Source organism: Anabaena azotica FACHB-119 (assembly GCF_014697625.1).
Taxonomy (GTDB): Bacteria; Cyanobacteriota; Cyanobacteriia; order Cyanobacteriales; family Nostocaceae; genus Trichormus; species Trichormus azoticus_A.
Window position 1 is genome coordinate 83,909 of the sequence record NZ_JACJSG010000027.1, and the last position, 22,878, is coordinate 106,786.

General features: G+C 42.6%; 22 protein-coding genes and 1 riboswitch. Of the genes, 12 read left to right on the forward strand and 10 right to left on the reverse strand.

The window, feature by feature from the left end; all coding sequences use genetic code 11:
* Positions 1 to 49: 49 nt before the first annotated feature.
* The 6 genes from H6G83_RS19670 to H6G83_RS19695 all read left to right on the forward strand — a co-directional run bounded on the left by H6G83_RS19670 (position 50) and on the right by H6G83_RS19695 (position 5,768).
* Positions 50 to 2,224: a pentapeptide repeat-containing protein gene (locus H6G83_RS19670; protein WP_190475388.1), complete on the forward strand. Its 2,175-nt coding sequence runs from the start codon at positions 50 to 52 to the stop codon at positions 2,222 to 2,224.
* A gap of 211 nt (positions 2,225 to 2,435) precedes the next feature.
* A complete protein-coding gene (locus H6G83_RS19675; RefSeq protein ID WP_190475389.1) occupies positions 2,436 to 2,930 on the forward strand; it encodes a hypothetical protein in 495 nt (164 codons plus the stop codon).
* A gap of 3 nt (positions 2,931 to 2,933) precedes the next feature.
* A riboswitch (cobalamin riboswitch) is annotated at positions 2,934 to 3,109 on the forward strand.
* Between the two features lie 22 nt (positions 3,110 to 3,131).
* Positions 3,132 to 3,533: a DUF1636 domain-containing protein gene (locus H6G83_RS19680; RefSeq protein WP_190475391.1), complete on the forward strand. Its 402-nt coding sequence runs from the start codon at positions 3,132 to 3,134 to the stop codon at positions 3,531 to 3,533.
* A gap of 105 nt (positions 3,534 to 3,638) precedes the next feature.
* Positions 3,639 to 4,385 (forward strand): cobalt-precorrin-6A reductase, encoded by a 747-nt coding sequence (locus H6G83_RS19685; protein WP_190475393.1) that lies wholly within the window; start codon positions 3,639 to 3,641, stop codon positions 4,383 to 4,385.
* 142 nt (positions 4,386 to 4,527) lie between these two features.
* Positions 4,528 to 5,160 carry a ParA family protein gene (locus H6G83_RS19690; protein WP_190475395.1) on the forward strand — a complete coding sequence of 211 codons (633 nt, stop codon included), beginning with the start codon at positions 4,528 to 4,530 and terminating at the stop codon, positions 5,158 to 5,160.
* Entirely contained in the window at positions 5,160 to 5,768 is a 609-nt protein-coding gene (locus H6G83_RS19695; protein WP_190475397.1) for a hypothetical protein, read from the forward strand. Before H6G83_RS19690 ends, H6G83_RS19695 begins: the two co-directional genes overlap by 1 nt.
* Before the next feature lie 183 nt (positions 5,769 to 5,951).
* Here H6G83_RS19695 and leuS read toward each other — a convergent pair whose 3' ends face one another.
* Positions 5,952 to 8,570: a leucine--tRNA ligase gene (gene leuS, locus H6G83_RS19700; protein ID WP_190475399.1), complete on the reverse strand. Its 2,619-nt coding sequence runs from the start codon at positions 8,568 to 8,570 to the stop codon at positions 5,952 to 5,954.
* A 410-nt stretch (positions 8,571 to 8,980) separates the two neighbouring features.
* Here leuS and H6G83_RS19705 point away from each other — a divergent pair, with 410 nt between their 5' ends.
* Entirely contained in the window at positions 8,981 to 10,267 is a 1,287-nt protein-coding gene (locus H6G83_RS19705) for an RNA-guided endonuclease InsQ/TnpB family protein (RefSeq protein ID WP_190475445.1), read from the forward strand.
* A gap of 171 nt (positions 10,268 to 10,438) precedes the next feature.
* On the opposite strand, the gene H6G83_RS19710 is transcribed toward H6G83_RS19705, so the two are convergent.
* The 3 genes from H6G83_RS19710 to H6G83_RS19720 form a co-directional block, all read right to left on the reverse strand.
* Entirely contained in the window at positions 10,439 to 11,044 is a 606-nt protein-coding gene (locus tag H6G83_RS19710) for an anti-sigma factor family protein (RefSeq protein ID WP_190475401.1), read from the reverse strand.
* Positions 11,045 to 11,199: 155 nt separating this feature from the next.
* Complete coding sequence (locus H6G83_RS19715; RefSeq protein WP_190475403.1) at positions 11,200 to 11,856, reverse strand: sigma-70 family RNA polymerase sigma factor; 657 nt, start codon at positions 11,854 to 11,856, stop codon at positions 11,200 to 11,202.
* 1,202 nt (positions 11,857 to 13,058) lie between these two features.
* Positions 13,059 to 13,211, reverse strand: coding sequence for a hypothetical protein (locus tag H6G83_RS19720; RefSeq protein WP_190475409.1), 153 nt, complete (start codon positions 13,209 to 13,211; stop codon positions 13,059 to 13,061).
* Between the two features lie 272 nt (positions 13,212 to 13,483).
* Between H6G83_RS19720 and H6G83_RS19725 the strand changes: the two genes are divergently transcribed.
* Positions 13,484 to 14,287, forward strand: coding sequence for a L,D-transpeptidase (locus H6G83_RS19725; RefSeq protein ID WP_190475411.1), 804 nt, complete (start codon positions 13,484 to 13,486; stop codon positions 14,285 to 14,287).
* Positions 14,288 to 14,356: 69 nt separating this feature from the next.
* Here the strand turns inward: H6G83_RS19725 and H6G83_RS19730 are convergent, their stop codons facing one another.
* Both H6G83_RS19730 and H6G83_RS19735 read right to left on the reverse strand, forming a co-directional pair.
* Positions 14,357 to 14,893, reverse strand: coding sequence for a late competence development ComFB family protein (locus H6G83_RS19730; RefSeq protein ID WP_190475413.1), 537 nt, complete (start codon positions 14,891 to 14,893; stop codon positions 14,357 to 14,359).
* A gap of 126 nt (positions 14,894 to 15,019) precedes the next feature.
* Positions 15,020 to 15,934, reverse strand: coding sequence for a M23 family metallopeptidase (locus H6G83_RS19735; RefSeq protein ID WP_190475416.1), 915 nt, complete (start codon positions 15,932 to 15,934; stop codon positions 15,020 to 15,022).
* 768 nt (positions 15,935 to 16,702) lie between these two features.
* On the opposite strand from H6G83_RS19735, the gene H6G83_RS19740 reads away from it, so the two are divergent.
* Both H6G83_RS19740 and H6G83_RS19745 read left to right on the forward strand, forming a co-directional pair.
* Complete coding sequence (locus H6G83_RS19740) at positions 16,703 to 17,590, forward strand: UTP--glucose-1-phosphate uridylyltransferase (RefSeq protein ID WP_190475417.1); 888 nt, start codon at positions 16,703 to 16,705, stop codon at positions 17,588 to 17,590.
* A 234-nt stretch (positions 17,591 to 17,824) separates the two neighbouring features.
* Positions 17,825 to 17,962: a hypothetical protein gene (locus H6G83_RS19745; RefSeq protein ID WP_190475418.1), complete on the forward strand. Its 138-nt coding sequence runs from the start codon at positions 17,825 to 17,827 to the stop codon at positions 17,960 to 17,962.
* Here the strand turns inward: H6G83_RS19745 and H6G83_RS19750 are convergent.
* Together H6G83_RS19750 and H6G83_RS19755 are read right to left on the reverse strand one after the other, a co-directional pair.
* Entirely contained in the window at positions 17,959 to 18,975 is a 1,017-nt protein-coding gene (locus tag H6G83_RS19750) for a S66 peptidase family protein (RefSeq protein WP_190475447.1), read from the reverse strand. The genes H6G83_RS19745 and H6G83_RS19750 overlap by 4 nt on opposite strands.
* A 117-nt stretch (positions 18,976 to 19,092) precedes the next feature.
* Positions 19,093 to 20,409 (reverse strand): MFS transporter, encoded by a 1,317-nt coding sequence (locus H6G83_RS19755; RefSeq protein ID WP_190475420.1) that lies wholly within the window; start codon positions 20,407 to 20,409, stop codon positions 19,093 to 19,095.
* A 748-nt stretch (positions 20,410 to 21,157) separates the two neighbouring features.
* Here H6G83_RS19755 and H6G83_RS19760 point away from each other — a divergent pair.
* A complete protein-coding gene (locus H6G83_RS19760) occupies positions 21,158 to 21,319 on the forward strand; it encodes a TubC N-terminal docking domain-related protein (protein WP_190475422.1) in 162 nt (53 codons plus the stop codon).
* A 54-nt stretch (positions 21,320 to 21,373) separates the two neighbouring features.
* On the forward strand, positions 21,374 to 21,808 hold the full coding sequence (locus tag H6G83_RS19765) for an AMP-binding enzyme (RefSeq protein ID WP_190475424.1): 435 nt from the start codon (positions 21,374 to 21,376) through the stop codon (positions 21,806 to 21,808).
* 199 nt (positions 21,809 to 22,007) lie between these two features.
* Here H6G83_RS19765 and H6G83_RS35440 read toward each other — a convergent pair whose 3' ends face one another.
* Together H6G83_RS35440 and H6G83_RS19775 are read right to left on the reverse strand one after the other, a co-directional pair.
* Positions 22,008 to 22,148 (reverse strand): hypothetical protein, encoded by a 141-nt coding sequence (locus H6G83_RS35440; protein ID WP_313936538.1) that lies wholly within the window; start codon positions 22,146 to 22,148, stop codon positions 22,008 to 22,010.
* Positions 22,149 to 22,219: 71 nt separating this feature from the next.
* A complete protein-coding gene (locus H6G83_RS19775; RefSeq protein ID WP_190475426.1) occupies positions 22,220 to 22,450 on the reverse strand; it encodes a hypothetical protein in 231 nt (76 codons plus the stop codon).
* Positions 22,451 to 22,878 lie beyond the last annotated feature (428 nt).

A 22,878-nucleotide genomic window follows, 5' to 3' on the forward strand; every position in this document is an offset into this window, starting at 1 on the left:
TAACTATGCCGGACAGGGCAAACAAATAACTCTAACGGGAATTATCTAAATGACAACGCCAATTGTTAAAAAAACTAATAATCCACTTGGTAAAAGTCCAGCACAAGCAAGTTCACTACCCTTAGTTACAAGACGCTTCGCTGCTTGGGCGGCAGAAATCACCTTATTGGCTACCGCAGGCTTGATTCCTTATGGTATTGGTGTGTATGTCAATTCCAGAAGTGATTTTAATCGCGAACCGCTACACCCGGTATTAGTGGTCACACAAAGAGCGATCGCCAGACCTTTGGCGTTACCAGCAGACTACGGCATCCCTAGTGTAGCTGCGCCGACCAATTACTTATGGATGTTAGCTTTAATAGCACCCACTACCCTTTCATGGTGGCAATTATACTTACTAGCCAAAACAGGTAGCACCATGCCCAAACGCTGGTTTGGTCTTAAGGTCGTCAACGATGAAGGTACTCCGCCTGGTTTAGCCGCCGTCGTCGTCCGGGAAGGTATTGGTCGCTGGACTGTACCTGTGTCTATCGCCTATATTCTCTGGCGCTACAGTTTCGCTTTCCCCAACTTGGGCTTATTCACCTCATTAGCAGTGTTAATGGTTTTAGGCGAAGGTTTAGCCCTACCCGCAAGTCGTGGGAGGAAAGCCTTGCATGATTGGTTAGCGGGGACTTACGTAATAGATGCCAATCAACCGCTACAAGCCGCAGAAGCCGCTAGTGGACGTGGTTTATCGGCGACTAATCAGACAGAAGAGGGCAAAGGATTAGCTGCGACAGCAATGGCTATGAGTTATCCTCAACCACAGGCGATATCTATAGATAATAACAGCTCGGTTGGACTGTGGCGACGGATGCAGCAAAACCCCAGCCTCACCTTATTTGGTGTCGCCCTCACCAGTATGACGGCAGTACTAGCCACCTTAATTGGTACGCAAGTTTATATCCAAACTCACAAAGGAAGTCGGGAAGCGCCACCAGTTAGCACTCAGCAGTTCTTGGCACTTGTGCAACAATTAAATCCTGAGTCTGGGGCTAGCATTGAAGACCGCCAGAGGACAATTTTGGCTTTGGGTAGTCTCAAGGATTTCCAGTCTATCAACTTTTTGACGGATATGATGGTGAAGGAAACTAACCCCATCCTCATAGATACCATCCAACAGGCGCTAACCAGTGTGGGAACCGCCGCCATCCCCGAATTACAAGACAAAAATCAGTTTTTAGCTTCAGAATTAGACGCTGTTGGTAGCGCCTCTCCAGAACGGGAAACTCGACAAAAGCGCCTACAAATTAACCAGCAGACAATTAATAAAATCCTTAATGTTTACAGTGGTAAAACTGTAGGGCTTGACCTCAGCCGGACTCAACTGGGTCAAAGTGGTAGTGTAGGTGGTTCCTTCTTCAGTTTGGTGTTAGACAACAGTGATTTATCGGGGATTAAGTTTAAATCTGCCAATCTCAACCAAGCTAGTTTTAAGGGTAGCCGTTTTCGCGGCGTTGGTGAAGATGGACGCTGGGATACTTTTGATGATGCGATCGCTGATTTAAGTCAAGCACAGATGAAACAAGCCAATTTCACAGATGCTAACCTCAGCCGCGTCCTCATGACTCGTAGCGATTTAAGCCGCGCCACCCTCAACAGAGCCAATTTATCAAATGCACGCTTAATTGGTGCTAACCTCAGCAGCGCTCAATTAGTAGGAGCCGATTTACGGGGTGCAGTTTTAGAAAATGCCAGCTTGACAGGGGCAGATTTAGGCGACGCTAAATTACAAGAAGCCAACCTCTTTGGCGCACGTCTTGGTCGAGTCATCGCCATAGGCGCTCAATTGTCTTTTGCTAACCTAACTAAAACCGACTGGCAAAGTTCCGACCTTTCTGGCGCTGATTTAGAACGAGCTAACCTCAGTAATGCTGACCTCAGCGCCACTCGGATGACAGGCGCGACTTTACGTTCTGCTCAACTGGAAAATGCTAATTTGCAAAATGCCGACTTAAGTCTGGTAGATTTACGGGGAGCCAACGTTGCTGGCGCTGATTTTAAAAATACAGTTCTCACTCCCAGCAAACAAAACCCATCTGATCAATTTGTCCAAACCCCAGATTTAGGTTCAGTATCGGCGGTAGTGAAAGGCGTAGATTTTAGTCAAGCTAAAAATTTAGATGCCAAGCAACTAGCTTACATTTGCACTCAAGGCGGGATTCATCCCCGTTGTCCGTAGTCTTTTAAGCTTGTAGGGGTATAAGGGATTCTTGATACCCTTATGCCCTTTTTTCCCAAAAAAATCAAGATATTCAGCCACTTTCTCACCTATTCTCTGTTCCCAGTCCCCAATTCCCTAATAAATTACCCATGACCTACGAGCAACATCAGCGATAACATAAGTATTCAAAGGAACTTGCAAAATCCAAGATGGTGTGAGGAATCGGGTGATGAAGTATTTACCTTATTTAGTGGCAGCTTTGGCAACTAGTTCTACTGTGAGTCTTGTAATCAACACTCAACCAGCGCAGGCACAAGTCGCATACGGTAGTTATGTGGGTATTGGGCCGACTATTGGTTTGACCGATGGTATCCAAGTAGGGGGAGTTTTAGCTTTTCGCTACAAATTGCTAGAATCACCTATTTCCTTTCGCGCTCAAGCTTTAGTAGGACAGAATACCGCAGTTGTTCCCACAGTTTCCTATGACCTCCCCTTAAATTGGCAAACAGATGCTTACTTAGGTGCTGGGTTAGTGTTGACTGGTGGAAATAGCGCCTCTCCTGTAGGCGACAAAATTAGTTTTGCTCTACAACCAGGTATTGATTACGTCGTTCCTAATAGTAATACTGTGCTGTTTGGTAATGCCGTTATCGCTTTTGATGCCTATCGTGATGGTGGTGGTGCGGCTGTTGCTGTCCAGGGTGGTGTAGGTTTACGCTTTTAAGTTACCATTGATTGAATGTTCGGTTCTGGTGGGGAGCAGTCACCAGAGGTAACGGGGAAAGTACGCCTGCGGAGTACCGTAGGCTAACGGTGAAAATCCGGCGCTGTCCCGCAACTGTGAAGGAAAGAAGTTATCTTAACTTTCCCAGCCAGAATGCCCGCCGAATTTTATCTATGTGTTTTTCACATCTGCGAGGTACGGATGACTACTGATAATTCTTTGGGCGTGGCTGAACACACCTTATTTGTTTGCAAAACCTGTGCGAGTGTTTGGCAAGATGGTAAACGTGTAGGTGAAAGCGGCGGTCAAAAACTCTTAAACCAACTCCAGCAGCTAGCCCAAGATTGGGAATTACGAGACAAATTTCCCATCCAAGAAGTTGAATGTATGAGTGCTTGCAACCGTTCTTGCGTTGTTGCTTTTACTGGTAAAGGCAAGTTGACCTATCTATTTGGTGATTTAACTTTAGATGATAATGTCTCTGCGGTGCTGGAATGTGCCAGTAAATACTACGAGAAAGCCGACGGCTTACTACCTTGGGCAGAACGTCCCGAACCTTTGAAAAAAGGTATCCTCGCTAAGATTCCAGCTATTAATAACTAGGGTGTAGGGGTGTAAGGGTGTAGGGGTGTAAGGGTAGAATAAATCATGTTTTTTCGTTACTTTGATCAACCCAATCCCCAGTCCCCAGTCTCCAGTGCCTAATTTATGAAACGCCTTTTAATTCTGGGTGGAACCGGAGATGCAGCCGAACTGAGTACCAAAGTAGCAAATATCCCTGGTATTGAGGCGATCGCATCTTTAGCTGGTCGCACCCGTGAACCTATCCTTCCTTCCGGTAATGTCCGAGTCGGGGGTTTTGGCGGTGCAGATGGACTGGCTGAGTATCTCCGGAAAATGCAGATTGATGTATTAATTGATGCCACTCATCCCTTTGCATCACAAATTTCCGAGAATGCGGCGGTGGCGGCGCGGGAAGTGGGCATACCACATCTCATGTTAATCCGTCGCCCTTGGGAGAAACAAGTCGGCGATCGCTGGATGGAAGTTAATAGCACCAGCGCCGCCGCCGATGTGTTGGAAAACCAAGCAAAAAGAGTATTTTTAACCGTTGGTAGACAAGAACTCGCCGCCTTTGCCCATCTGCAAGACATCTGGTTTCTCATGCGGATGATTGATCCCCCAGGTGCGGATGCTTTAGTGCCGCCTGGGGTGATATTGTGCGATCGCGGCCCCTTCACCCTCGCACAAGAAAGAGAAATCCTGATTCAACACCATATTGACACCATCGTCAGTAAAAATAGTGGCGGTAACGCCACCTACGCCAAAATCATCGCCGCACGAGAACTAGGCGTACAAGTTGTTATGGTCAAGCGTCCACCAGTACCACCCGGAGAACAAGTTGCAGATGTTGATGCAGCTGTCAAGTGGCTAAAGGAAACAGTTGACAGGTGACAGGTGACAGGTGACAGGTGACAGTTGATCCTTTTCCCCCTTCCCCTTTCCCCTTTCCCCTTTCCCCCATCTCCCCCACTCCCCTATTTCCGACAGTCACACAAAGCGGTATATTCAAGTATGGCAGGGTCGGAAATAAGCAGTGCCAAAAATCATCACTATTATCAACGGTAAAGGGGGTGTCGGTAAAACGACTACCGCCATCAATTTAGCTGCTCAGTTTGCGAAGAAAAAAAAGGTTATTCTTGTAGATACAGATGTACAAGGTTCTGCCAGTTGGTGGTTTGGCAGAAGTCAAAATGGTATGGGGTTTGATTTATCCCAAGAAACCAATCCTCAGCTTTTAGGTAGGTTACAAACTATCAAAGAATACGATTTAGTAGTAGTAGATACGCCACCTGCGCTACACTCTGAAGCATTAGCCACAGTAGTAGCGATCGCAGATTATCTAGTTTTACCTACACCACCATCCGCAATGGACTTGGCTGTATTAATTGAGACAGTCAAGGCGGCTGTAGTTCCGGCTGGAGTTGCCCATCGGGTGTTACTCACAAAGGTCGATACCCGGAGTGTAAATGAAGCAATAGAAGCACAAAATACTCTCCAAAGGCTAGGAATCCCCGTCTGCAAGGCTTTTATTCGGATTTATAAAGCCCATGAAAGAGCCGCTTTGGATGGTGTAGCTATTGACCAATGGCGAGGCAAAAATGCTAGAGAAGCGGAATCAGATTACCACCGCGTGGCCGAAGAACTACAGCGTGATTGGAGAAAATAATGCCTAGAAAACAGAACCTTTCCGATTTAATTCAAGAGGAAGCCCAAAAATTTACCCCCTCTGCTGGTGAAGATGCAATTGAAGTCACCGCACAAGCAGTGGTTGAAGAAATTGCTGCAACTCCAGAAGCATCACCAACATCGGCAGATAATGGTGATAAAGGTAGCACAAAAGCAGATTTAGAAGCGACCATCAAAGAATTACAAGCAAGTTTAAAAAAATCCACACAACAGGAAAAAACCTTACAGCAAAAAATAGACGAATTACAAGCAGCTTTATCTGAGCAAAAATCTTCCTTTAAAAAACTCACAAAAGAGTTAGAAGAAACCAAAAAAACTGCTCTACAGCTAGCAGAAGCTAACTCTCAACTGATAGAAGAACATAAATCTTTAGCTTTAGCACAAGAACAAGAGCAACAAAAACTAGAACAACAAAGACTGGAACAAGAGAAACAAAAACAGGAACAACTACAAAAACAAAAAGACATCTATAAACCAGTACCTTATAGAAAATCAACTCGACTTCCCGACAATCGACCAACACAACCAACTCAAACAACAAACGAAATCAAGGATGATTTTGCTTCCAATACTTGGTTATACGATTAGATGTTGAGGCTGATAACACTTCTCTATGAAGTTGCACTGCATAAATAATGTAGAGACGTTGCATGCAACGTCTCTACTTGTTTTAGAGGAAATTTCATATAAAATGACACAAAAACCAGTCGCTATAACTCTCTGTGCCTTCGTGTCTCTGTGGTAAATAAACCACAAAGACACAGAGAGAGATTACCCTACTACGAAATTAACCAACTTTCCAGGCACAACAATTACCTTTTTAATCTCCTTACCTTCCAGGTGACGTTGCACAACTTCTGACTCACGGGCGTATTTTTCCAACTCTGCTTTATCAGCTTGCGCGGGAACTTGGATATCAGCCCGCTTTTTGCCATTCACTTGAATTACCAGAGTGATTTCGTCAGCAACTAAAGCCGCCGTATCAAAAGCAGGCCAAGTTTGAGTATGTACTGATTCGCCCTTGCCCAACAAATGCCACAATTCATCAGCGATGTGTGGTGCAAAGGGAGCCAACAAAAGCACTAACGTCTGGATACCCTCAGCATAAACTGGGGAATGTTTACCGCTAGCATCAGTGAGGGCGTTACTCAACTTCATCAACTCGGAAACAGCAGTATTAAATTGATACTCGTCTTGTACATCTTCCGTCACCGATTTAATAGCAGTGTGAATTGCCCGGCGTAAGTCTTTTTCTGACTTACTCAATTCACCAGATATAGTTTGAGGCTTAACCCCAGAAGCAACATAATCTGTTACCAAACGCCAAACCCGATTTAAGAAGCGGAATTGTCCTTCCACATCGGCTTCATCCCATTCCAAATCTTTTTCTGGCGGCGCTTTAAATAAGATGAACATCCGCGCTGTATCTATGCCGTATTTACCAATAACCTCTTCCGGCGCGACACCATTACCTTTAGATTTGGACATGGTGGCGTAAAGGCGTTGCAGTGGTTCGCCTGTTTGGGGGTCACGGGGGTCGTTGGGATCAACCAAATGGGAAGGTATCCATTTATCTTTGCCGCCTTTATTCGGGTTGAGGTAAGTTAAACCCTGTACCATACCTTGAGTTAACAAACGTTCAAAGGGTTCGTCAAAGTTCAACAAGCCGCGATCGCGCAATACTTTAGTAAAGAAGCGCGAATACAATAAGTGTAAAATCGCGTGTTCAATACCGCCTACATATTGATTTACTGGCATCCAGTCGTTAGTTTTTGCCGACTCAAATACCTGTTCTTCGTTCTTAGCATCAGTAAACCGCAAGAAATACCACGAAGAATCAATAAAAGTATCCATCGTATCTGTTTCCCGTTTGGCAGGAGTGCCACAACTAGGACAAGGTACATTCACCCAACTTGACAACTGTGCCAAGGGTGAACCACCACGCCCAGTAAACTCAACTTCTTCGGGTAAGGTGACGGGTAAATCTTTGTCAGGTACTGGAACTATCCCACAATTGGGGCAATGAATCACAGGAATTGGTGCGCCCCAATAACGTTGGCGAGAAATCAACCAGTCCCGCAAGCGGTATTGAATACGCTCTTTACCAAAACCCTGTTCTGCGGCGTATTTAACTATAGCTTGCTTGGCATCCGTAGAACTCATACCAGTAAAAGCCCCGGAATTAATTAAAATTCCTGGTTCTGTATAAGCTTCGTTATATTCAATTTGCACGACTTGGGTAACTTCTTGAGTCTGTGATGCTGGGGTTAAGTCAAAACCCGCCACATCATCAGGGGCGGCGATGACAAAATCAATTGGTAAATCATACCTTTGAGCAAATTTAAAATCCCGCACATCATGGGCAGGCACACCCATCACCGCCCCAGTACCATACTCATACAGTACATAATCGGCAATCCAGATAGGAACTTCTTCCCCTGTAAATGGGTTAATTGCCTTACCACCTGTAGCTACACCGCGTTTAGGTTTATCTTCGGCGGTACGTTCCAACTCGCTTTGGTTTGTCACCTCTTTAATAAAGCTGTCTACCACCGCTTGTTGTGTTTTGCTGGTGACTTGCTTGGTGAGGGGATGTTCAGGAGCTAAGACTACATAGCTGACACCGTAAACTGTATCAGGACGGGTGGTGTACACGGCTATTTTTTCACTGCTGCCGACGATAGGAAATTCTAAATACGCCCCGGAAGATTTCCCTATCCAGTTTGCCTGCATCAATTTGACTCGTTCCGGCCAACCTGTCAATTTATCCAGGTCGTTTAATAATTCTTCAGCGTAGTCGGTGATCTTCAAAAACCACTGCCGCAACAATTTACGCTCAACTATCGCGCCACTGCGCCAAGAACGTCCTTCACTATCAACTTGCTCGTTGGCTAATACAGTTTGGTCAATGGGGTCCCAGTTTACCGCCGCTTCTTTTTGATAAGCTAACCCGGCTTGCAAGAATTGTAAGAAAATCCACTGCGTCCATTTGTAATAGTCTGGCGAACAGGTGGCGACTTCGCTATCCCAGTCAATGGATAAACCCAGACGCTGCAACTGTTGCCGCATTTGGGCAATGTTTTGATAAGTCCATTTGGCAGGCGGTACACCACGGTCAATGGCGGCGTTTTCTGCTGGTAAGCCAAAGGCATCCCATCCCATCGGATGCAGTACCCGATAACCCTGCATACGTTTGAGGCGGGCAATCACATCTGTAATTGTATAGTTACGGACGTGACCCATGTGCAGGCTGCCCGATGGATAGGGGAACATGGAGAGTGCATAGAATTTTGGTTTATTACTATCTGTGGGGGTCTTATCTAAACCAAGTTCTACCCATGTTTTTTGCCATTTTTCCTCAATTGTTGCGGGTGTATATCGGGAGTCCACCGAAAATTCTCCTACTCGTCTGTAATCATGTCTGCCTTCATATTGTAGTTGATGGTAGGCAAAGGTTTGAAAACTGGCTATGGCTGAATTAAATACAAGCTTTTCTGGCGGAGTGCAGGTTTTTGTTTACCTGAAACAGCAAGAAGGCTCACACTGTAACGGTACTCCGTTCAGTGTTGAGATGAATTGCGAGTGAGTTGGCGACAGTCCTCTGACCAATGCCGAAGGCGTTCGCGTAGCGTCTCGTAGAGAGGGAAGAGGACATGGAGGAAACGAACAAAATATTTGTTTTGAGTTAACATAATCATGATTATTTATGTTAGCATGAATATGTAAACGCGGTAAGGTTGATACCCTCCGGGTTCGCCAGTTTGGCGGGACGCAAACCGACACCGCCAACTGGACTCACCATGTATAGAGCAGTTAAAGTTAGAATCTACCCCACCGATGAGCAAGAATCCTATCTAGCTCAATGTTTTGGCAATACTCGATGGTTGTGGAATTATATGCTCAACGCCACGACTACTGCATACAAAGAAAGTGGGAAAGGTCTTTCTAAGGCTGCAATGGATAAGTTATTGCCTGGGTTGAAGAAAGAATATGAATGGTTAGGACTTGCTTATAGTCAGGTTCTGCAACGAGTCACATTTAATCTTTCTAGTGCGTTTGTCAATTTCTTTGAGGGACGGACTAAATATCCAAACTTTAAATCTAAACATGGTAAACAATCTATTCAATATCCCCAAAACGTCAAATTATTGCCACAGGATTCTGTAATCAAATTTCCTGGCAACTTGGGAAGAGTGAAAACCGTGTTTCATCAAGAGCTACCTGACGCTAAATTCACGACTGTAACAATTTCGAGAAATGCTGATGGTAGATATTATGCTTCTATTCTTTTTAATCAAGAAGATAACCCAGTAGGGGCGGGTTCACAAATATCCCCATTCATTAACAAAGATCCAAGTAAACCCGCCCGTACAGCAATCAATGAAGCTATTGGGATTGACTTAGGATTAAAGAACTTTGCGATCACCTCAGAAGGTTCAAAATATGACCTTCCTAAAAAGCAGTTAGCAAAATTAGAAAAGAATAGAAGGCGCAAGCAACGTAAACTAGCTAAGAAGACAGACAAAACATCTAACAAGCGTCGTAAAGCTAAACGCTTAGTAGCTAAAATATCTAGCAAAATAGCTAGAGTTAGAGAGGATTTTCTACACAAGCTATCTCGCAAAATAGCATACGAAAACCAAGTGATTTGTGTAGAAGATTTGGCAGTTAAGAACATGGTTAAGAATCCTAATCTTGCTAAGTCGATATCAGACCAAGGGTGGGGAATGTTTCAAACCATGCTCAAGTACAAAGCAGAGAAGTTCGGACACACCTATCTTGAAATAGGTCGATTTTTCCCATCCTCTCAACTTTGTAGTGAGACTCTACTACCCATTCCAATGTTGCAACATGGTTATGATTCATTGGGCATTAGGTTTATAGATTGTCCACACTGTCACAAGCAGCATGATAGAGACATCAATGCTGCCATAAATATAAAAAATGAAGGTTTGCGATTATGGGCGTTAGGAACTAGCGCTTCTGCCCTTGGAGGGGATGTAAGACCAAAGTCTTCTGGACGTAAAAAATCTACGAAGGTTGAGGCAGTCTCCCATGAATTGGGAAGCCCACACCGTAACCGATAGGGTCGGTGTTGGGTAGTTCACTTGATGCAGCCAGCAAGAGTTAAACAGCTAGGAGGTATTTACCTACCTGACGGTTGGTGGAGTTTGTAGTAAGGACTTTAGTCCTTATATATTCAGCACTAATGTTGTAGAGACGTTGCATGCAACGTCTCTACAACAACGAACGGAATATTAATTAATATTAGGCGGAACTTCCCTGAGTTGCGATCGCCTACGATTGATCACTTTTTCTGGGGAAGCTACGGCTGCTTTAGGAATTTCTATAACTGGGTTGTTTAAAGCTACCTTGATCTGGGGGCTGGGTTGGACAAAAGTTTGATTTCGTTGTTCTGGCTGTGTTTGGGCCAGTTGTGGTGTTAAGGCTTCCCTTCCTGGTAGCAAGCTGGAAACTGCACCAACTACACAAGCTGCCACAGCACCACCAAAAACCCACCTTGACCGAGAACGACGGTTAACTTTGGTAATTACTTGCTGGGCTGTCACTTCTGGAGATTGTTGGGTTGTGGGTATGGGCATGGTGCGAATGCCTTGCCTGAGCTTTAATAGCCGTGAATAAAGGCGCTGCACTGCTACATCGTTTGCTAACCAGTCTTCAACTTGCTTGCGTTCTGCTGCTGTCACCTCGCCGTCGAGGTATGCACTCAATAATTCAAAGCGATCGCGCTTCACCATATCCATAGCACCCGTTGCTTCTTTGGTATGCCTAGCCATCTTTTTTGCTAAATTTCTCGAAAATTGCTGCCGACAACAGTTATTAAAATCAGAATCAGTAGTCATACTAACATTTTTACTAATTCATCTAGGGGGAGAATGAGGGCAAGCCTGAGATATTCATCAATTGTTTTATTGATGGCGGAGGCATAATTTAGTTCCTTGATGATTCTTAATCAATAATTAAATTCTCCCATAAGATAGATGAAAAATAGTGTAAATTAAGCATCAAGATAGTTTTGCAACTGAGTTTGCAATCTGGATCTAGCTCTGGCAATTCTGGATTTGACTGTTCCCAAGGATACCCCGGTAATTTCGGCAATTTCTTCGTATGCCATGCCTTCGATTTCCCGCAGCACAATAGTAGTACGGAATACTTCGGGTAAATCAGCGATCGCTGAGCGCAGTTGTTCGTAAAACTCTCTGGTTGTCAGTTCTTCCTCTGGGCCTGGTGTATCCCCAGCAATTTCCCAATCCATTTCACCATCATCTACAGAACGAGGAGCATCTAACGACAAAGGACTGACAACCCGCTTCCGTTTACGCAACTCGTCATAAAACAAATTGGTGGCAATGCGGCTTAACCAACCCCTAAACTTAGAAGGTTCTTGTAATCGGTTAATATTCCGATACACACGAATCCAAACTTCTTGAGCCAAGTCGGCTCTATCTGGCCAGTCTGGGGCTAGGTGGTACAAAACTCTATCAACCTGGGTTTGATAACGGCGCAAAAGTTCAGCAAACGCAGCACGATCAGGACGCAGCCCGGCTTGACAGCGCAAGATTAAATCGTGGTTAGAAAGTTTGTCAACTTGCACCGATGCTTCTGGACACCTCGCATCAACCGTTGACCAGGATACAGTAATCGATTGACTCATAGATCGTACTGGCTTTAATTCATCCCTATCTATTAGACCTGCTAATTAGTCGCTTGTTCCAGAATTAAGTGACGGATTTAGGAGTGTAACACCAACTTGTCTAGGATTGGGTGCATTTGTTCAGCTGTAGTGCGTCAATCTCGCTGTTTGTGGATTCTTTTTGTTCACCTGTTATAGGCGGAGGCAGAAAGTAGGCAGGAGGTAAAGTCTTACTACTCCTAGCATTCAAGCTTTGAAAATGTCCTCACCTATGTGACCAAGGCTATAACTCCAGGCTATATTACCTATGGCTGTGGCTCTCCTGCTAAGTGACCACTTTCGGTTGACAATTTATGCAAAATGTGCATAGCTATAATGCCATGTCTAGGGGAAAAAAGCACTTCTTGTTCTCTACAGGTTAAGTTAATCTAGAGGTGGCTTTTCTAAATACATAGAAATTCATCTATGTATATGAATGATGAAACTGGAGGAAAGTAATTTTTGTAAAACTTTTGGGTAAAATTTCTGAAATTGACTTTAGCATTATATCGAATGTAAAACTTTTTTATCAGTTGTCATTGGTGATGAGTCATTATTCTACAAAACTAATCTTTAAACCTTGACAAATAACAACTAAGAACTAACTCGCCCTGGAGTAATAAACTATGATTTCATAACAGAAATAACTATGAAAATATGTCTATGATAGTCACGATTGCTCATGCTGGATTGTCAATCTCTGACAAAGCCAATTAGGTTCTATTAAAATAGAAAACTTAGTTATTTGGCAGACAGAAACTGAATCCGGTAGAAACTATTTTTAGTAGTAATACCAGTTTGCAGAAATTATATGCAAGATTGATGCACACAACCTGGAAATTGAAAGGTAATTCTCATTCCAGAAATTCCAGATTGCTGATTTATACAGGACTTACGGAACTGGCACTTGGGGTAGGGTGTGTCAGATGTGGAAAATCCTTAAATGTATAGGAAATTCTTGGGTATGACGCACCCTACAGTTACTCCAGAAATTCCAGATTGCTTATTTATAGTAGTCACCACATAGCTTATGACAGAGATAAACCATAAAATATTGATAGTAAACAGCTTTTGAAGCTGTCTTATGTTCCCTATCCCCTATCCCCTACTATAAAGCTGGGTGATTGAACCTTAGTAAAAAGTATAGTATCAGGGATTTCTTGGGTTGTAGTAGCTGGGGAATGTCATTTTTCCGGTCTTTTGACTAAAATTGTTGTTGATGTGTCTATGTGTTGTTGATAACTAGCCCCAGAATTAGTTTGATCAGGGACATGAACTTGGAAAAATAAGTTGAGGGCAAACGTAATCGTGATTGCTAGGCATAGTTTTTCTAACATGGTCTTTCTCCCACACACACCATTTATGATTAATTTCCGCACTTGGCAAGTGCTAGCAGTAAGTTTGATGTTAAAAATTCTCTGTTTGACACTCCAGTTAAACAAACTTCTGTATGAGAAATTGTTTAACTCTAATACCTCTATACTCTTAGTTTGCCCAAGAGCTTAGGCATAGTTACGGGCAAACAGATAAGAATTTATAAATTCTTGATAATTAGAAAATAAAAATGTTCAATTAGTCGGTCGGATATGTCAGGGATAAACAATAGGCGATGGCAATGGTAAGAAATGAATCAGTAGGGCGTATGGTAATGTTTCTGGGCTTCGGCACAGCCATCTTATCGCTAGCTGTGCATTGGCGCGTTACTACGGCGCAGGAACAGTTTAAAAAACCAGTTCTGACTACCTTAAACCGTCAAGGGGGGGTTTACAGGGGGGGGATAGGCGAAACGGCTTTTGGTGCGCCTGTACCTCCAGGGGACTCTACTTCATCTCAAATATCTCAACCACAGTCTTCGGCTATTGAGCCTAATAATAAGTCGGACACTGTTAACCAAAATGTAGCTTTAGCGACTAACGTACCCAAAAAAACAGAGCTATTTTCATCAAAATTAAGCAATTCTAGCGAGTTGCGTTCACCTCAACCTTCAGCCCACCAAAAAACCTCCAATAAGTTTGTAGAGAATGCGAAGAAGGAAGTAGTGGTTGATTTGAGCGATCGCCGTACTTACGTTTATGCTGGGGATGTTGTCATAGCCAGTTACCCAATAGCTATAGGTAAGAAAGGCTGGGAAACGCCTACAGGGACTTTCACCGTGTCACACATGGAACATGATCCCATCTGGAAACACCCGATTACAGGTAAAATATTTCCTGCCGGGTCTGACAGTCCTTTAGGGGAGAGATGGATAGGTTTTTGGTCAGATGGACGTAATAAAATCGGATTTCACGGCACACCAGATACCCACCTTTTAGGAACCGCTATTTCTCACGGCTGCCTAAGAATGCGTAATTCTGATGTCCGTATGCTATATGACCAAGTAGAGGTAGGTACACCCGTGATAGTACAGAATTAGTTAAGAGTCCATAGTCTATAGTCCAAAAGCTTCATCTTTTAACTGTTGACTAATGACTTATGACTAATTCTAAGATTTCTGTTCAAAGCTAGGAGCGTAGACTTGTAGTAAACTGCTAACCTGGCGTAAGACTTCATTGCCCGTTGTTTTTGTGGACACAGGGGTTCTGTGGTCGTTTCGTTGGTTAAGGTTAAGGTTAATTGCCTCACTTACTTGCTGGGAGATTAATTCTTGAAGTTCAGCCCTAGCACGTATGCGTTGGTAACTAGCACCTTCTTCTGTGGTGGCGTATAGGGGGGGTAGACGGTTGAGGGCGTAGGCGGCTATATCGCCCACATCAATGGAACTTTCGCTGGTAGCTTCAATTTCTGCTACTCTAGCGATCGCCTCAGTTAATACTAATTCTTCCATAACGTTAATAAACTGTTTGCGAGGAACTGCCACTACCTCACCAGTTAATAACGCTCCCATCAACCGATCTAGCGCCATGTACTCTTCTATTGAGAGTTCTGAGGCGTTATCACAGATGCGTCCGACTTCTGCTTCCATTGCTGGTGTAAGATAACCATCCTGGAGAGCTTGTTCTACAATTTTTTCAATACTCATAGCGCTCATCTTTTATTTAAGCCACCCAAGCAAGGTAAGTACGGAACCAGTTAAACTTTTTTGCCTAATTTATTATCGACAAAAAATATACAAAGTCAACATTAGCACCCCTTAATCACACCCCGATTATGGAAAGGTTTTGTTTTTCCAGGGAATTGGGTCAACAGATTGACCATTAACATACAGACCCCAGTGTAAGTGCGGGCCTGTAGAAGCCCCTGTGGAACCCACTGCGCCAATTAATTGCCCTGCTTTGACAAAATCACCTTCTTTTACATTAATTTGGCTCAGGTGCATGAAAATACTGACAACTCCTTGACCGTGGTCAATGCCGACGACGTTACCATGCACCCGAAATCCTTGGGATACTCTACCTACTAATGCTACCTTGCCAGCTGCTGGGGCAACTACACGAGATCCGGCTGCACCTGCGTAGTCAATACCACGATGGTAGTAATCTTTGGCAAATTTGCCGTTGTAGTAGCGACGTACACCATAACCAGTGCTGAGTCGTCCTTGATTTGGCCTCAGAAATGCCCCATTCCAGTATTTTTGCGGTGTTTGTAAAGCTTTCAACTCAGCCGCACGTCTAAGTTCGTATTCAGTTGCGCCACTAGCAGATTTCCCTGGTGGTAGAGTAATACGCTGTACAGGAAACTTACGGTTAGTCACTGGTAAAGATAACTCTGTAACTTGACCATCACCAGACACTCTAATTTTTCTAGTACCTGGCTTTTCTAAGGGAGTTGTGGGGATAAATGCTCGATATTTATTAGGTGCTACCTGAAAAGCTGGGTAAGTTTTCTCGCCAACAGATATTGTTGGGTTATTAGTATTGTCGGGATTATCGAGATTAATAAATACAGACACTGTATCCCCTAGTCGGGGTTTGGTGGGATTAACCTGGACTTGCAATGCTTCTACAGGTAATGCCGATATTGCTGGTAAAATCGCACATAAACCTATAAATAAGTTTGCTGGCAAAATATTAAAACCGTATTTATTTTTATGATAATTAACTGTGGGAACTTCCTTAGCCATATAACCCAATCAAAATTGTTTACTTCTTCTGAGAAAGAGACTAGCTCATAGTTGCTAGTGTTTCCTAACTGAAGCAAATTTTTTTGACCATAAAGCATAGTCTGGAAAATTGCTCTATGCACTAAACTATACTAATCGTAATGTATAAAATGGCAAATGATAATTATCTTAACTATTAAGCAATTGCACAGGGCAAGATTTGGTTAAAAATATTCGTGGCTTGAGAGTACATGATCCCCTAAAGTAGCCTAAGTTGTTTGCATACTGGAATTGCTCCCAAGACAGACGCAAAAATGCCAGAATGATCTGTCATACATCTAAGTTGCACATCTTTTCGTATTGGCTGTTGACGGCTGACGGTTGACAGTTAACAGTCAACTGTCAACAAACCCATGAGGGACTATACAATTTAAAAGTGTAATGATACCAATTTGAAACAGGACTCGCAAGTGTCACAATTGGTGGTTGGTGCGTGACGCTACAAGTCTCATGACTAGGTTCAAATATTATCGCTCCTCACACACCCTACAGAAAAAATCTGCCAGTTGCGTAAGTCCTATGAAAAAAGAATGCGACAGATATATGGGTAGGGGCGCACATCTGTGCGCCCCTACAGATAATCGATGTGTTGTAAATATTTTTTGAATTGGGATAAGTTAATAATTCCCATTTTTACAGGTTTAAGGAGTTTATAACGGCTATTGATAAATTTGTGACTGTATAAAAAACAAGTGACACAGGCATTGCAAACTAATTTAAAAAGAATTTATGTCAACAAGGAAAGTAAGAAAGGCGGTAATTCCAGTTGCTGGTTTTGGTACTAGATTATTTCCAGCTACTAAAGTTGTGAAAAAAGCACTTTTCCCGATTATTGATCAAGATGGTAGAGCCAAGCCTGTAATTTTAGCAATTGTAGAAGAAGCAATTAGCGCGGGAATTACAGAAATTGGTATTGTGGTACAGCCAGATGATATGGCAATTTTTGCTGAATTATTTAAAAATCCCCCGCCACCAGAACTATTGCAAAAACTTTCTCCACAAAATCAAGAATATAGTAAATACCTACAAGAGTTAGGCAATAAGGTTGTATTCTTAACGCAACAAGAACAAGAAGGATATGGTCATGCAGTATATTGTGCCAAAGATTGGGTAGGTAATGAACCATTTTTATTAATGTTAGGTGATCATGTTTATAAATCTGATATTGATAAATCTTGTACGCGGCAAATGGTGGAAATTTATGAGCAAGTTAATCAAAGTGTTGTTAGTTTAACTACAATGCCAGCAGCAATAATTAATAAAGCTGGATGTGTCACAGGGGTTTGGCAAGATTTTAATTCTATACTGACAGTAACACAACTGGCGGAGAAACCCAGCATAGATTATGCACGCGAGCATTTGCGGGTAGAAGGCGTGGCAGAAGATGAGTTTTTATGTATCTTTGGTTTGTATATAATTACGCCAAGGATATTTGATTTTTTGGAAGAAAGTATAAATAAAAATTTACGCGCTTATGGCGAATTTCAAGTAACAACCTGTTTAGATAAGTTGTGTCAAGCAGAAGGTATGACTGGATATGTTGTCAAAGGTAAGTGTTTTGATACAGGTTTACCAGATACCTATCGGCAGACATTTATTGATTTTTATAGTGGGTGACAGGTGACAGGTGACAGGTGACAGGTGACAGTTGAGTAATATCAAGTCCGGCTAATTACTTACGATATAGTTGCTAGGGTCGGTAATGGGTAATAGCGAATAGGTAATTGTTTTCTACCATTAGCAATTAGCAATTAGCAATTACCAACCCCCAAGATGTGATAAGTGATTAAGCGGACATGATATAATATAGCTTTTCTTGATCCAGTGAGAAGTAAGAATAATTAAACGCAGATGTTGGCGTTCGCGGTAGGGTCTCGTAGAGAAGCCAATGCTTGGCAACGCTACCGCTTTCTCGCAGAGTACCCGAAGGGTACGCAGATGAACGCCGATAAATTTGTACCTCAACAGATTAGGAAAGGCTATAATTAACTGACTGCCGCATCTAATAAAGTTATTGTTCCTACATTAGCGTCAATTTCTACATCTGCACCAATTGGTAAGATAAATTTATCTTGAATGTGACCTATCATTGCACCATACCAAGCAGGTATTTTTAAGGGGGTGATGTGGTCTTGTAATACTTCCATTAAAGTTAGCGAGTAGCCCTCGCTGGGTTTACAATCAGTACATTGTCCGAAGATAAAACCGGAAATTCGATATAATATTCCCGCATTTTTTAACTGCGTTAACATTCTATCTACTCGATATATATCCTCGTTGACATCTTCTAAAAATAAAATTCTATTTTGCCAAGCGGGTAAATAGGGCGAACCAAGCATTGCAGTTAGTACAGATAAGTTACCCCCTACTAATTTACCTTTGGCTTTTCCTGATACTATTGTCTGCACTTTTCCTTCTGGAGAATTGGTATTTTGTAATGTTACTGCTTCCCCGTTGAACAGAATGCGCTGGAGATAGTTCAGCGTCAAGGGAGTCCAGGTGGATGTAGCCACAGGCCCGTGAAAGGTGATAATTCGACTCCGGGCATTAATGGCTAATAATAAGGAAGTAATATCGCTATAACCCATGATAATTTTTGCATGGGAACGAATTAAGGGGTAATTGAGTAGAGGTAATATGCGATTACAACCCCAACCGCCACGCATAGCGAGAATTGCTTTGACTGAATTATCAGCAAACATATCATTTACATCTTGAGCGCGATCGCTATCTTTACCCGCTAAGTAACCATAACGGTCTAAAATATGTTTGCCCAACTTAGCTTTTAACCCCAAGTTAGTCAGATATTGCTGGACTATTTCTATATATCGAGGTTCAAAAGTACCCGCCGGTGCAATTAACCCTACTGTGTCGCCCACTTGTAAGCGTGGCGGCTTGATGATGGTATTTGGCGGTTTACCTTGAGCTGTAAGCATAGGAATTTGGGTAGCCAGGGTAGCTAAACCACAAGTTCTGAGAAATTGGCGACGCTTGGTAGTCATGCGGGGATTGGGTTTTTGTCGAATCAAGAAAGCCAAGTTTATAATTTTGGATAAAGTCGAGCTAAAACTACAACAGCTTATCAGATACGAACAGACCCAATACAAAACTTTTGTCTATTACTCAATGGCTCTGACTGATGGATTAGTCGCTAGTAAAGCATTGATAATAACTATCATGCCGCCTGAAATAGTAAATAAGAGAACTAGATTTATATTAGCGAGGAAACCAGCTAATACATAGGAAAAGGGAGCCACCCCAACAGCAGAAAAGGTCGCCAAGCTGATAACTCTGCCTAACATTTCCGGGGGAGTTTGCTTTTGCACCCAAGTAATGCCTAAAACAGTGAAAAAGCCACTACAGCCACCAAGAACAGCAATTACCAGACTTGTCAAGGTTAAATTTCCTAAAAAGCCAATACAGAAAAAGCCCAAGCCTTGTACAGCGCCCAGACTCAGAATTACTATTCCCAAGGCTGGAAGATTGGTCAGAACTGCTGTCATTAGTGTGCCTAACAACGCACCACCACCCCAAGCTGACCTCATGACTCCTAATGCGATCGCACCTCCTGAGAAGCGAGTCTGCGCCAATGAGGTGATCCCAACTTCTAATGGGCCTAAGAAGAAAAAATTAATTACGGTTATGACCAGTAAAACTACTTTCAATGCTGGATTATGCCAAGTATAATTTAGTCCCTCACGGATACCAGCAATTAAGCTGTTGATCTGATGAGTGAAAGAGGCTTTTCTGGGAGAGGAGTCTGGGGTTTGTGGTAATTCGTTTGTCACCACTGACTCTTGTCTTTGGGCTATAGTTTGCTTGTCACTTTTTTTGATCAACAAAAGTGTCACAGCTGAGAACAGGAAACTGGCTGCATCAATGGCAAATGCTTTCTCAATACCTACACTAGCAATTAGCAAACCGCCTAAAGTAGGGCCTATCAGCATAATTAGTTGAGTACTTCCCTGACTCAAGGTATTACTAGCTATCAACTGTTCCTTGGTGACGAGGGTGGGAATAATTGATCTCGCGGCTGGGATCGAAAAACCTTCAACAATTCCGAAGCTAATCGCGAACAAGTAAAGTAGCCATATCTGTTGTGTACCTGGCAGCATGACTAAAACCGTGAGTAAACCTGTGAGGAGCGCACACAAGATATGAGAAACTATCATCATCAACCTGGGTGAGAGGCGATCGCTGACTGCGCCGCCAACCAACATCAAAATAGCACGAGGAATCGCCGCCGCCATCAATACTCCACCCAAGCTGATGGGGGATTTAGTTAACTGTATAGTCAACCAAGGTAAGGCTACTAAAAAAAATTGATCTCCTATTAGTGACACATTTTCACCAATAAATAAAAGGCGAAAATTTCTTACAGTCAACGGCTGCCAAAGAGGTAATTTGTCATTGCTGGAAACTGTTGATTTTCCCATGTTTTATATATTTTTTAGTTATTTAAATCTTGTAATTATTAGCTAATCAAAGCTATTAATTTTCATTAAACCATTTATAGGTATTCATCTTCATCAATTATTAATCTTGATATTAGGCAACTTAAGGCACATCATGATTCAGCTATCCTAGCTCCAACCATGACCTTGTATAAAGACTTTTTCTTCAAGCAATATTTATTGTGCGAATGCCGAAAAGTAGCTATTTGATATTAAATTAACTCACTATTTAAGTCAAATTATAGCTTGTCAAACTTAACATAAAGATTAGGAAAATATTAATTCAGTTGTAAATCTTACTGCCAAAGCTCTGAGGATAGTGGTTCAAACTCTTTGTCGTAGCTACTCGGCTTGAGGCGCTAATTACTCTTAATATCAAGTCTGGCTAATTACTGATACTAAGTTGCAGTCAAAGATAGTATCTTACTCTCCGCTACTTCCCGTTCCCCTCCAGGGAGGGGCTAGAGGTGGGTTGCTTCCCCTCCTGCTAAAACAAACATCTTTAAACACAACTTGGTATGACGATATGGTTGCTTTAAGCGACTTCCATAAATTCAGGACTTACGCAAATGGCACAGTAGTAGGGTGCGTCAGATGTAGAAAATCCTTGAATATGTACGAAATTTACTATTGCTGACTTGGCAATATAGGTGAGCGAACGACTGACAAATCAAGGTTCTAGTTTATCTGCATCTCCCAGCAAAACTGAGGAATTGTTGGAAGGGGAACTATGAATGTAGCTGAGTTTCTCCAAGACCTTTCCCAGCAAAATGTCGAATTATTCATTAATGGTGAACGTCTGCGTTATCGCGGATCTAAAGAGGTGTTAACGCCGACATTGCTAGAGCAAATTAAGCAGCATAAGCCGGAAATCATCGAATTACTGCGTTAGGGTTCCACCTGGAAAACTTACCCGCTTTCTTACGGTCAAAAAGGCTTACGGTTTATGTACCAGTTTGCTCCAGAAAGTGGGGCTTACAATCTAGCTTTTACCGTCCAAGATGCAGGTTATCTGGACGCAGAGGGATATGTCTATATTTGCGATCGCCTCAAAGATATGATCTGTTATGCAGGCGAGAATGTCTATCCAGCAGAGATGGAAAATATTTTATATGAACATCAGGCGATCGCAGAAGTCGCCGTTATCGGTGTCCCTGATGAAGACTGGGGGGAAAGTATTAAAGCGATCGTGGTTTTAAAACCAGGTATGAATGCCACAGCGTTTGATATAATTAATTTTGTTCGCGGTAAATTAGCTGATTTTAAATTACCCAGGAGTGTAGAATTTGTAGCATCTTTACCCAGAACACCAAGCGGTAAAGTACAAAAAGGCAAACTCCGAGAACCTTTTTGGCAAGGCTATTCACGAAAGGTTAATTGATAGATTAGTTATCAGTTATCAGTTCTGACGGCGGATGGTGGGGTATAAAGAAGCGCCCTACCAATTGGTGTTTCACCAACGTATTTAACTGTTCACTATTATAGCAGTCGCCTGATAGATTAGGACATTATCTCATCTTAAAACCTTTCATTTCAAAGACTTTCAGCCCTGTCAAGAGTCACCTGTCTCCTGTCCCCTGCTATATCCTCAAGCACAAGTAATTGCACAGTAGCCGCGTCACAATGATTTTAGACGAATTTACCACCCAAGCTTTCCCAAATGTACGCACAGTAAAACCGAAGCGTCCATTGCTGTATTTAATCCAAAGTCGGTCGATTATGTCGAGGTCAGGGTATCTGAAACGTTAAGTTGCTCAACGAATAGTTGGAAAACACACCCTAGCCTCTAACCTTAAGCCAATCGAGCGATCGCTAAATCGCGGATAAGATTAGTTCTAGACCATAGGTAACTGTTTACAGAACTAATTTCTTCATTGCTAAGAGCTTGTTGACTATCAAGCTGCGTCAGCAATTGTTGCACTAAATCTGAATCACTCAGTCTGAGAAGTGTACTGGATTGGGTTTGTTCCACCAAAGACCAAAGCTGACGTAGTGTTTTTGAGTTCACAGGGCAGATATTCATCACAACTTCTCCTGCATCTACATAAAGGTGTCATTGAGAACCTAAAGAAAATCTTAAATTATAAAATCTAAAGAAAATCTTAAATATTACAAATATTCACCAATTAGATGTAAATCTAAACAAAGCTATAAATATTGTAATCAAACGGGGTCAGCCATATAAAGACCCTGAACATAAAATTCAACAATTGACAGTTATCAGTTATCAGTTATCAGTTATCAGTTATCAGTTATCAGTTGCTACTCTCCCCCCACTCCCTCATCTCCCCCACTCCCTCATCTCCCCCACTCCCTCATCTCCCCCCACTCCCTCATCCTTTCAAGGGCAGGTTTTTTGAAGAATCAGATGTTAAGATAAATCGTCGTGACACAAAGCAGGTCATGAGCAAAGATTCGGGTTTAAACAGTTGGATTGCGATCGTTAGCCAA

Excerpts from the sequence above, each read along its gene's own strand:
- H6G83_RS19715 (WP_190475403.1), bottom strand. The coding sequence starts at position 11,856 with ATGAGTCAATCGATTACTGTATCCTGGTCAACGGTTGATGCGAGGTGT.
- H6G83_RS19720 (WP_190475409.1), bottom strand. The coding sequence starts at position 13,211 with ATGTTAGAAAAACTATGCCTAGCAATCACGATTACGTTTGCCCTCAAC.
- H6G83_RS19725 (WP_190475411.1), top strand. The coding sequence starts at position 13,484 with ATGGCAATGGTAAGAAATGAATCAGTAGGGCGTATGGTAATGTTTCTG.
- H6G83_RS19675 (WP_190475389.1), top strand. The coding sequence starts at position 2,436 with ATGAAGTATTTACCTTATTTAGTGGCAGCTTTGGCAACTAGTTCTACT.
- H6G83_RS19765 (WP_190475424.1), top strand. The coding sequence starts at position 21,374 with ATGTACCAGTTTGCTCCAGAAAGTGGGGCTTACAATCTAGCTTTTACC.
- H6G83_RS19745 (WP_190475418.1), top strand. The coding sequence starts at position 17,825 with ATGTTGGCGTTCGCGGTAGGGTCTCGTAGAGAAGCCAATGCTTGGCAA.
- H6G83_RS19775 (WP_190475426.1), bottom strand. The coding sequence starts at position 22,450 with ATGAATATCTGCCCTGTGAACTCAAAAACACTACGTCAGCTTTGGTCT.
- H6G83_RS19670 (WP_190475388.1), top strand. The coding sequence starts at position 50 with ATGACAACGCCAATTGTTAAAAAAACTAATAATCCACTTGGTAAAAGT.
- H6G83_RS19710 (WP_190475401.1), bottom strand. The coding sequence starts at position 11,044 with ATGACTACTGATTCTGATTTTAATAACTGTTGTCGGCAGCAATTTTCG.
- H6G83_RS19755 (WP_190475420.1), bottom strand. The coding sequence starts at position 20,409 with ATGGGAAAATCAACAGTTTCCAGCAATGACAAATTACCTCTTTGGCAG.
- H6G83_RS19740 (WP_190475417.1), top strand. The coding sequence starts at position 16,703 with ATGTCAACAAGGAAAGTAAGAAAGGCGGTAATTCCAGTTGCTGGTTTT.
- H6G83_RS19680 (WP_190475391.1), top strand. The coding sequence starts at position 3,132 with ATGACTACTGATAATTCTTTGGGCGTGGCTGAACACACCTTATTTGTT.
- H6G83_RS19750 (WP_190475447.1), bottom strand. The coding sequence starts at position 18,975 with ATGACTACCAAGCGTCGCCAATTTCTCAGAACTTGTGGTTTAGCTACC.
- H6G83_RS19705 (WP_190475445.1), top strand. The coding sequence starts at position 8,981 with ATGTATAGAGCAGTTAAAGTTAGAATCTACCCCACCGATGAGCAAGAA.
- H6G83_RS19760 (WP_190475422.1), top strand. The coding sequence starts at position 21,158 with ATGAATGTAGCTGAGTTTCTCCAAGACCTTTCCCAGCAAAATGTCGAA.
- H6G83_RS19695 (WP_190475397.1), top strand. The coding sequence starts at position 5,160 with ATGCCTAGAAAACAGAACCTTTCCGATTTAATTCAAGAGGAAGCCCAA.
- H6G83_RS19730 (WP_190475413.1), bottom strand. The coding sequence starts at position 14,893 with ATGAGTATTGAAAAAATTGTAGAACAAGCTCTCCAGGATGGTTATCTT.
- H6G83_RS19685 (WP_190475393.1), top strand. The coding sequence starts at position 3,639 with ATGAAACGCCTTTTAATTCTGGGTGGAACCGGAGATGCAGCCGAACTG.
- H6G83_RS19735 (WP_190475416.1), bottom strand. The coding sequence starts at position 15,934 with ATGGCTAAGGAAGTTCCCACAGTTAATTATCATAAAAATAAATACGGT.